Origin of the sequence: Microcoleus sp. Pol12B3 (assembly GCF_036701355.1) — a bacterium.
Taxonomy (GTDB): Bacteria; Cyanobacteriota; Cyanobacteriia; order Cyanobacteriales; family Microcoleaceae; genus Microcoleus.
Genome location: NZ_JAUBQS010000125.1, coordinates 1 through 5,465 on the forward strand (window position 1 = coordinate 1; position 5,465 = coordinate 5,465).

A 5,465-nucleotide genomic window follows, 5' to 3' on the forward strand; every position below is an offset into this window, starting at 1 on the left:
ATATGTTTTAGCCTATTATACCTTCTTTTGTCTACCCCCCTTGACAATTTGCACTTTTTCTTAACTTGTCACAAATGATGCCAGCATGACATAAAAAAAGGTAACTCATCACACAAGCGATCGCCAAAAACACCCCAGATTTCATTCCAAAAAATTTAATTACCATTAAAGTTGCAGCGATCGGTGTATTGGCAGCGCCACCAAAAACTGCCGCAAATCCCATGCCCGCCAATAAAGGTGCTGGTAATGCCAAGATTAATGACAAAGCATTACCTATAGCAATCCTAAATGATTTTCTCTATCTAGAGCAATCCTAAATAATTTTCTCTGTGTAAGTATATTGAAGAGCGTCTTCCATTTCCGCGATCCTTACCTAACGCTATTTAAGGGAGGATTTTTCCAGTATAATTTCATTGATTCTCCAATATTGATGAATTTAGGATGCTCTGGGTTGCACCTAACCCATATTACTTCTGAACGTAGCAATGCTGCTCTTATCCCCCAATAGCTACAATAATCAGTTGTGAACTTCTCCTTTTTTTCTTCTTCTTTCTTAACTCTGCGTGTTCACTGTTCTTGGCGGTATATAAAAAAATACTCATGTTGAAACTTTACGAATATTCTCCCTCTGGGAATTGCTACAAAATCCGCTTGCTTTTAACTCAGCTTAATATTCCCTTCGAGCGGCTAGAAATTGATATTATAAAACGAGAAAGTCGAACCCCTGAATTTTTGATTAAAAATCCTAACGGGCGTATTCCTGTTTTAGAAATAGAACCAGATAATTTTTTGTTTGAATCGAATGCGATTATGTTTTACTTGAGCGAAACAACTGAGTTTTTCTCCACTGATAAATTTGAACGCGCTCAAGTCATGCAGTGGTTATTTTTTGAACAGTACAGCCATGAACCTTTTATTGCTACTTCTCGTTTTTGGTATATGACAGGAAAAGCTGAGGAATATCGAGAAGCACTCCAACAAAAACAAGCACCGGGTTATACTGCTTTGGGGGTGATGGAACAGCATTTAGAAAACCATGCTTTTTTTGTTGGCGATCGCTATACTATTGCTGACATCGGTTTATTTGCTTACACTCACGTTGCGGGCGAGGGCGGATTTGATTTAACGAGATTTCCAGCAATTCAAAGTTGGATCGAGCGAGTAAAAAATCAACCTCGATATATTAGCATCACACATAAATAAAAGTTGTTCGTAGTAAGCACGAAGAATCCTAATTGACTAAAAGCATCAACTGAGGACTGAATTCCTTACTGCAAAATTATCATCTCCAATGGTTAATTACCAACAGCTATATTTTGCCTAGTCTCACTAGAGCGCCTCGCAGCATCTGCCACCTTCAAAGCGTACAAGCTACTAGCCTTATCCACGTACAAAGGTGTACCGTTTGATAAATATTCCAACACCATATCGGTGTCTTTGGCAAACAAACCGCGCCGCGTTCCTACTTGGATATTGCGGCGATTTTCTCCCTGAATTAATTGACCGGATTCTGGAGTGAAAACCAGCGTTCCTGCTTCTCCGTAGATGGTAAAAATGTTTTCTGACTGCCAAAAAGTCTCTCCCTTTCCATAAACAGCTTCAGCGACAACTCCATTGGCCAAGCGCAACTGTGCGTTGCACAAACAAGCTTTGTAGAAATCCGGCTGAGTGTCCCAAAATTGAGCTTGACAGTTAACGCTTGTCACTTCCCCGAACAAATCGGTAAATCGGTGCAGTCGCGAAATTGCACCAACTAACGGAAACCCAAAGAGGGAATGTTGATAAGTCCACCGCTGTCGCGCTGGATGTTGAGGAGTCATAGTAAGGTAGCGGGCGTAAAAAACTTTACCGACTAATGGCAAAGATTCTTTGATTGCTTGGTGCAAACCGCCTAACAGTTCGATGTGTTCGATGTGGAGGAGTTTTTGCTTTTGGGTGGCAAGTTCGATCGCCCTTTCTGCTTCAAATACGTCTAAAGATAGAGGATATTCCACCACAACGTGCTTGTCATTTTCTAGCGCCGCCAGGACGATCGCCCCGTGATCCCGATTCACCGTACAGACAATCACCAAATCTAAATCGTCTCTTTCTACCAGCTTGCGCCAGGAAACCGCAGCTTCTGCCCCAAAGCCTTGACAAAATGCTGCGGTTTTCTCCGGGGTGTGCCCAGCAACCGCTACCAAGTGCGATCGCCCATCAGCTTGAATTGTCTCGGCCCTCAACTTAGCGGCAAAACCAGTACCCACAATCCCCACGCGAATTGGAGAATTAACCGAAAAACCAAAGCGAGTATCAATATTAGTCATGGGATTTGAGATTTAAGATTTTAGATAGTTACAGACTTGCGGTGCAGGGCTTTAGGGTTCTACCGCGCAGATTTTAAGCTGTGGTTGTGGTGCGATTTATTCGATCGAGCCTTCAACACCCAAGTCTTGATGCGATCTAACTATACATTTGACCGCCTGCCGGAGCTTACCTTGTAGCCGGCCTTGCTGAAACTCGATCGATACACCGCATACCAACAAGCCGGTTTTTGTGCTGTAGGGATCAAAATAGGATTTTTCCTAGAAACCCGGTGGTTTAGCGCAAGTCTTGCGGCAACAGTATCACAAGGCTGAACCCAACATAGGTATAAGTAATCAAGATGAAATTAGAAAAAGTTATAACTAATCCCATTCAAATGTTTTGTAACTAAGTGTGTCAACCTCCCTTCTATCCCCTACTATCATAGAGGGAACAAACCTAAGAGCTAACCTCAAAGCTAATAGAGCCTTGAAGGTTGCATTAGGAAAAATTATAAATCTTGTTGAATTTTTGAGAGGATTAGTGCATGGCAACTTACAAAGTTACCCTCATCAGCGAAGCCGAAGGAATTAACCAGACCATTGACGTTGATGACGATACTTACATTCTCGATGCTGCGGAAGAAGCAGGACTGGACCTCCCCTACTCTTGTCGCGCTGGTGCTTGCTCCACCTGCGCCGGCAAAATCACGAAAGGCGAAATTGACCAATCCGACCAATCTTTCTTAGACGACGACCAAATCGAGGCCGGATTTGTCCTCACCTGCGTCGCCTATCCCAAGTCTGACTGTACGATCGAAACTCACCAAGAAGAATCGCTCTACTAAGAAAGGACGCTCTGCGTGATACCCTAAGAAACCCGGTTTCTCCTTTCCAAAATTAAGCTGAAATAGCGCAATTATGTTAAGAAACCGGGTTTCTGTGTCTAACACTGCAACCAAGCCGTCAGCAATGTCTCACTCCCATCTATGAATTCGTAGCTGTTTGAGCAGATAGCTGACCCAATAATTTTAGATTTTAGATGGCAGATTTTAGATTAACTGTGAAACCAATCTAGAATCCAAAGTCTAAAATCTAAAAGTTTTAGGACTAATATTTAGTCTCAAGCGAGAGAGACGAAAGTTTGTTTAGGGGCTAGGAAAATCGCCGACTATGAAGCAGAGTCTGATAAACTATTCGCGCCAAAATGTAATGGCATCGCTGAGGGGCACAACTTGAGCGCCGGGAAAATAAAAGCCCAGAATTTGAGATCCGTTCCAGCCCAAATTAGCCAAATTGTAAGCACCAGTCTGACTCATTCCCACCCCGTGTCCGAAACCGCCTCCGACAAAAGCATAACCGTTGAGAGTTTTGTCGGGATTGTAAATTGGTTCTAGGTAAAAAAGCGTGCTGATCGGCGGGTAAAAAGCATTGCGAATCTCGTCTTTGTCGATATCGATGGGGCCCAAGTCAGTTTGAACCTTCATTTTCAAAACTCGACCTGCAAGCGACCTTTCCACTACTTCAACCTGAGTGACAGTTTTAAAATTAGCCAGCGGGTGCTGTTTTTTCTGAAGATACTGTTTGAGAAATCCACCAATCGCGGTCAAAGAAGCGGGTTCGCGCCACCGAAAAGTGTCTTCTTTTTCTTCATTAAACCCTTTTTCCAAACTGATAAAGCGGCGGAAGTTGTTTTCGTCAGACAAACTCTGCTTGGACAAATCCCAGACATTGTTAGGGGAATCGACGATCGATCGCAAATATGGACGTTCCGCGCCCTGCCACACATCGTTAAAAGAGGCTGTCACGCCGCCGCTAGAGGCGGAATAGAGCGCGTCTACTAACTGATTTTCGTAAGTTAGCACCAAACCGCTCGTTTGGGCGATCGCCTTATCGCTTTGCGGGTAAACCTCCGTCAAACCTTGATAAACTTGGCAGTTAACATCAGCGCACAACTCATAATTATCCACAGCAAAACGGCGCAAATTTCTCAGGGCGTAGGTTCTCGCTAAAATAGTTTGAGCTACAATTGCAGCGTAAGGCGAAAAAGCCCCAATTTCGTGAGGAACAACACCCCGCAAGTAAGTTTCGGTCAGCACTTCATTCACTAAAGTATAAGTGCCGTAAGCATTTTTTTGGAGCCGCAAATTGCCGCCATAACGGCGAGTTTGTTGAATTGCTTTTTCTGGTTCAGTAGCTGTCGCCTCGTGGGTGGTTTGTTCCAATACCTCAATCACATTTTTCCCCGCCGTCACATCCAACTCATTGCGGTTGAAACGAAAGCCGTTTAAAACCCAAAATGCTTGGGGTACTTGTTTAAAAACTTTGGAATCCAAAAAAGCTGTTCTGTTCCCTTGAGCTTGCAAACTTTGCAACAGCCAGCGCCGCACCAAAGGAGAGTTATAAACATCTCTTTTTGCCCAAACTTGCCAGCGCAAAGGTTGAGCAATTTCTACTTCTATTCCCTGGGTTCGCCACTGATTGGCGCTGTCTTCAGCACTCTCAAAACTGCGGTGAGAACTTAGTACCACTCGTTCTTCTACTGCAGGCGTTTCCAGTGGTTTCGGGGCTATTTCTAACTTGATGCTAGCAGCAGTTTTGGTTTCTATGCCTTGAGGAGTTTTGTAACGCAAAGTTAAGCTGTCGCCCGGTAATGCTTTCAGCGTCAGTTTGTCGGTTGCTTTGGTACCAAACCGCTGCACTACGCCAATTTTGATCGGTCTATTTTGGGGAGTTTGGGCGTATCCCGCAGCGCTGAAAATGGGCAACAGGCACAATGCGGTGAAAACAGTGCTAGAAACGCAGCTAAACCATTTGTAATTGGGAGTGGGAGGTGCTTGAGCGAACACGGTTATCTGTCTCGCGATAGTTGAAAATGGGGGATTTTTGATTGTAAGTTAGCACATTTGGCGGCTGCTAGAGCGGGATTCCGGAAGATAAGGTGGTTTAGTTGCCAGAATTCTGTTAAGTAGGTAGGCGCAAATAAACTTTACACCGAGCAAATTTTATCCCAGACGCACCCTAGACCTAAATTTAAAATCTAAAATCGTTATGCCATTACGCACCCTACAAGCTTGTGTATTTTCGATCCTGACATAGTTACTGGTGTTTCCAATATTGGTAAGCCGCATAGGCTAAGGTGACAGCGCCGGTGACGATCGCAGATTCATCAACCTCAAATTG

The 5,465-nt window shown here is 44.0% G+C and carries 5 protein-coding genes; 2 read left to right on the forward strand and 3 right to left on the reverse strand.

What is annotated here, in order from left to right; all coding sequences use genetic code 11:
- Positions 1-31: 31 nt before the first annotated feature.
- The gene (locus QUA53_RS28430) at positions 32-265 is read right to left on the reverse strand and encodes a hypothetical protein (RefSeq protein ID WP_333101167.1); all 234 of its coding nucleotides are present in this window, start codon (positions 263-265) and stop codon (positions 32-34) included.
- Positions 266-600: 335 nt separating this feature from the next.
- Between QUA53_RS28430 and QUA53_RS28435 the strand changes: the two genes are divergently transcribed.
- A complete protein-coding gene (locus QUA53_RS28435) occupies positions 601-1,203 on the forward strand; it encodes a glutathione S-transferase family protein (RefSeq protein ID WP_333101169.1) in 603 nt (200 codons plus the stop codon).
- A 92-nt stretch (positions 1,204-1,295) separates the two neighbouring features.
- On the opposite strand, the gene QUA53_RS28440 is transcribed toward QUA53_RS28435, so the two are convergent.
- Positions 1,296-2,306 (reverse strand): Gfo/Idh/MocA family oxidoreductase, encoded by a 1,011-nt coding sequence (locus QUA53_RS28440; protein WP_333101171.1) that lies wholly within the window; start codon positions 2,304-2,306, stop codon positions 1,296-1,298.
- A 524-nt stretch (positions 2,307-2,830) separates the two neighbouring features.
- On the opposite strand from QUA53_RS28440, the gene QUA53_RS28445 reads away from it, so the two are divergent.
- Positions 2,831-3,130, forward strand: a complete 300-nt coding sequence (locus QUA53_RS28445) for a ferredoxin (protein WP_106149950.1) — start codon at positions 2,831-2,833, stop codon at positions 3,128-3,130.
- Between the two features lie 345 nt (positions 3,131-3,475).
- Here the strand turns inward: QUA53_RS28445 and QUA53_RS28450 are convergent, their stop codons facing one another.
- Positions 3,476-5,131, reverse strand: a complete 1,656-nt coding sequence (locus tag QUA53_RS28450; protein ID WP_333101173.1) for a SpoIID/LytB domain-containing protein — start codon at positions 5,129-5,131, stop codon at positions 3,476-3,478.
- Positions 5,132-5,465 lie beyond the last annotated feature (334 nt).